The organism is Streptomyces sp. UNOC14_S4 (genome assembly GCF_020740835.1).
Lineage (GTDB): Bacteria > Actinomycetota > Actinomycetes > Streptomycetales > Streptomycetaceae > Streptomyces.
The window spans coordinates 1-3814 of sequence record NZ_JAINFC010000629.1 but is presented as its reverse complement, the minus strand read 5'-3'; the positions used below and the strand labels follow the sequence as shown (position 1 = coordinate 3814).

The following is a 3814-nucleotide window of genomic DNA, read 5'->3' as shown; positions in this document are numbered from 1 at the left end:
CGAGACGCTCCCCGAGCTCACCGAGCTGGGCCTGCTCCCCCTGATGGACCAGGTGCTGCGCAGCGGCAGGCCCCGCACGGTCAAGTCCCGCCGCGTCACCGCCGACGCGCGCGCCGGCGTGCCCGGCCCGGACGCGCCGGGCATGCCCGAGGCCGAGGCCCGGCACGGCTACTACACCTTCACCTGCTCCCCGATCCAGGTCGGCCACGACGAGGACGCCCAGCCCGGCGTCCTCGTCTTCGCCGCCGACGTCACCGACCAGGTGGAGGCGGCCGAGCGGCTGCGCGCCAGCGAGCGCCGCCAGCGCGAGGCCGCCGTGACGCTCCAGCGCAGCCTCCTCCCGCAGGAGCTCGAACAGCCCGACGACCTCCGCGTCGCCGCCACCTACCAGCCGGGCGGCAAGGACACCGCCGTCGGCGGCGACTGGTACGACGTCATCACCCTCGGCGCGGGCCGCACCGCCCTCGTCATCGGTGACGTGATGGGCCGCGGGGTACGGGCCGCCGCCGTCATGGGCCAGCTCCGCACCGCCGTACGGGCCTACGCCCGCCTCGACCTGCCGCCCCACGAGGTCCTCCAGCTCCTCGACGGCCTCGCCACCGAGATCGACCCCACGCAGATCGCCACCTGCGTCTACGCCGTCCACGACCCCAACGAGGGCCGTCTCGTCTACGCCTCCGCGGGCCACCTCCCCGTCCTCGTCCGCGACCCCGACGGCACGGTCCGCCGCGCCGCCGAGCCCACCGGTCCTCCGCTCGGCACCGGCGGCTGGGTGCACACCTCCGGCACCGTGCCGCTCGGTCCCGGCGCCAGCGCCGTCCTCTACACGGACGGCCTCGTCGAACGCCGCCACGAGGACATCTACGAGGGCGTCGAGGCCCTGGAGCGCGCCTTCGCCGGAGCCACCGGTTCGCCCCAGGTCATGTGCAACCGCCTGATGCGCGCCATGGGCGTCACCGACGAGCACGACGACGACGTCGCCATGCTCGTCCTCCAGCACCCCGCCCGCACCGGCCACGACGCCGAGCTCTTCCACAACGCCGCCCTGGAGCTGCTCGGCGGCGTCGAGGCGGCGCCCCGCGCGCGGGCCTTCGCCTCCGGCGTCCTCGTCAGCTGGCGCTTCCCGACCGAGCTGCGCGACCTGGGCGTGCTGGCCGCCAGCGAGCTCGTGGCCAACTCCCTCCAGCACGGTACCCCGCCCATGCGGCTGCGCCTGCGCCGCACCGACCGACGGCTGATCATCGAGGTCACCGACGGGGACGACCACCTGCCGCGCCGCCGCCGCGCCGAGCCGGGCGACGAGGCGGGCCGCGGGATCTCGATCATCGCCACCATCGCCTCCTCCTGGGGCTCGCGGCGCACTCCGGGCGGCGGCAAGGCCGTCTGGTGCGAATTCGCGCTCCCGGCGGGCCACACCTGACGCAAGCGCCTGTGGCCCGGGAACACGAGGTTCCCGGGCCACAGGCGCTCACCGGCACCACGGCGCTTCCTTATATATGCACTGCGCATGCGTACGGCGCACAGGTGTACGGAGAGCTTGCGTATGCGCTCCGGGCGCCGCTCGTCACACGGCGACGGGCGTCCGCTCGCGCTCCCCGACCGGCTCGCTCCGGGCCACGACGGTCGCCCGCGGCGGCAGCTCCTGCGCCGGGGTGAGCCGCTTGCCCAGCCGCAGCGCCAGCACGCTGATGCCGAGCGAGCACACGATCAGCATCACGATGTACACGGCATACATCCCGGCACCGGCCAGCAGGCCGCCCGCAGAGGGCCCGATCGCCATCGCCAGCTGCTTCACCAGGGCGAAGGCGGAGTTGTACTGCCCCACCAGCCGCGCCGGGGCCAGGTCCGCCACCAGCGGGGCCATCGTCGGCGCCAGCATCGACTCGCCGACGCCGAAGAGCGCGTACGTGGAGACCAGCAGCGCGATCGCCACGCCATGCGCCCCCGGCACGAGCCCCGACACACCGGCCGCGACCCACGCCACCGTCCAGATCAGCCCGACCACCGCGATGACCCGGCTGCGCCGCCGCCGCTCGACCAGCCTCAGCACCACGAACTGCGACACCACGATGGCCGCCGTGTTCACGGAGAGGGCGATGCCGAGCGTGGCCGGCGAGATCCGGGTGACCTCGACGGCGAAGGCCGCGAGCCCCGACTCGAACTGTCCATAGCAGGCGAAGAACATCACGAAGCCCAGCACGCACAGCTGCACCATGGCGCGGTCCCCGAGCAGGGTCCGCCAGGCGCCTTTGGCCGCGTCGTCGGTCGGCACGGCGTCCTCGACCCGGGGCGCCTTCGGCAGGCGCACGGTCGCGATGACCGCGCCCAGCACCAGGAACATCACGGACTCGATGGAGAACAGCCGGACGAAGCTGCCCGGGTTCGACGTGTCCACGAGCTGCCCGCCGAGCAGTCCGCCGACGCCGAGGCCGAGGTTGTTCAGGAAGAACTGCATCGCGAAGGCGCGCGAGCGGGTGGCCGTCGTCGAGCACCACACGATCATGGTGGCCAGCGAGGGCTGGATCACCGCGATGCCGGAGCCGAGGGCGGCCGCCGCGGCGATCACCAGCGGCTTGCTGTCGGCCAGCCCGAGACCCATCGACCCACAGGCCGCGGCGACCGTACCGGCGACGGCCACGGGCAGCGGACCCCGCCGGTCGATGACCCGACCGGTGAAGGGCAGCACGACGAGCGCGGCCACGGCGAAGGTCGCGAGCACGACACCGGCCGTGCTCGCGCCGAGGTTCCGTACCTGGGACACATAGATGAACAGGAACGGGATCGTGAAGCCGCTGCCGAACGCGCTCAACGCGTTGCCCAGCTGGATCCGGCGCAGCGCGGCGCCCATCGCGGTGGTCACACTCACCTCACTTGATCAGGGGGACGGGAAGGACAGAAGAACGAGAAGGGATGACAGGCAGCCGGGCAGGACGGACGGAGGAAGCCGGACAGTCCAGGCCTGAAGACTTCACCTATAAACTTCGAAGCTAAAGAGTACACGTCAAAGGGCTTTAGCGCCAACGAGTCGTGGGATACTTCGGCCCATGGCTGACACCCCCGGCACCCGCGAGCCGAGCCTCGACGAGCAGATCGCGGCCTACCAGCGCGAATTCCAGGGCCTCGACCCCCAGGTGGAGAAGGTCGTCTCCGCCCTCAGCCGCCTCAACCGGCGCATGAACGTCGCGTACGGGCGCCAGACGGCGGAGCTCGGGCTGAGCAATGCCGAATTCGAGGTGCTCAAGGCACTCGTCCTGGCCGGGGACCCGTACGTCATGGGCCCCGGGGACCTCGCCAAGCGCCTGGGCCTCACCCCCGCCGCGATGACCCACCGCATCGACCGCATGGTCGCCGAAGGCCTCGTCACCCGGGAGCGCGATGAGAACAACCGGGTGCGCGTCATCGTCGGCATCACGGAGGAGGGCCGCGCGAAATGGCTCGAGGCCATGCGGATGGCCTCGGTCTTCGAGGAGGAGCTGCTCCAGGACCTCTCCGGCGAGGAACGCGGTCGGCTGGGCGAGATGCTCACCCGGCTGCTGCGCCGCGTGGAGCGGGCCCAGCCCGACGCGGGCGGACGCCTCAGCGACCTCGACTGACGAGCTGTCAGTGGGCATCGGCCACCGGTTGACACGGGTAGGGCCGGTGGGTAGTGTTCTCCGAGTTGCCACGCGGACCTCCGGGTTCGGTGGTGGCCACTCACGCCGCACCGGCGGCACTCTCTACTGCACGGCCCCTGAACGGGATGGATTTCGGCTTGCCCGGAATTCGGTTCCGGACTCCGATTAGGAGTCGCCGGGGAAATCCGCTAAAGTAGTGA

3 protein-coding genes are annotated in these 3814 nt (G+C 71.9%); 2 read left to right on the top strand and 1 reads right to left on the bottom strand.

Annotation, left to right across the window (positions count from 1 at the left end; translation table 11 throughout):
- Positions 1 to 1420, top strand: a 1420-nt coding sequence (locus tag K6I34_RS33345) for an ATP-binding SpoIIE family protein phosphatase (protein ID WP_229331784.1), incomplete at its 5' end; no start/stop codon positions are given.
- Between the two features lie 144 nt (positions 1421 to 1564).
- Here the strand turns inward: K6I34_RS33345 and K6I34_RS33340 are convergent.
- The gene (locus K6I34_RS33340) at positions 1565 to 2860 is read right to left on the bottom strand and encodes an MFS transporter (protein WP_229331783.1); all 1296 of its coding nucleotides are present in this window, start codon (positions 2858 to 2860) and stop codon (positions 1565 to 1567) included.
- Between the two features lie 184 nt (positions 2861 to 3044).
- Between K6I34_RS33340 and K6I34_RS33335 the strand changes: the two genes are divergently transcribed.
- Positions 3045 to 3593, top strand: a complete 549-nt coding sequence (locus K6I34_RS33335) for a MarR family winged helix-turn-helix transcriptional regulator (RefSeq protein WP_229331782.1) — start codon at positions 3045 to 3047, stop codon at positions 3591 to 3593.
- The last annotated feature ends 221 nt before the right edge of the window (positions 3594 to 3814 follow it).

Excerpts from the sequence above, each read along its gene's own strand:
- K6I34_RS33335 (WP_229331782.1), top strand. The coding sequence starts at position 3,045 with ATGGCTGACACCCCCGGCACCCGCGAGCCGAGCCTCGACGAGCAGATC.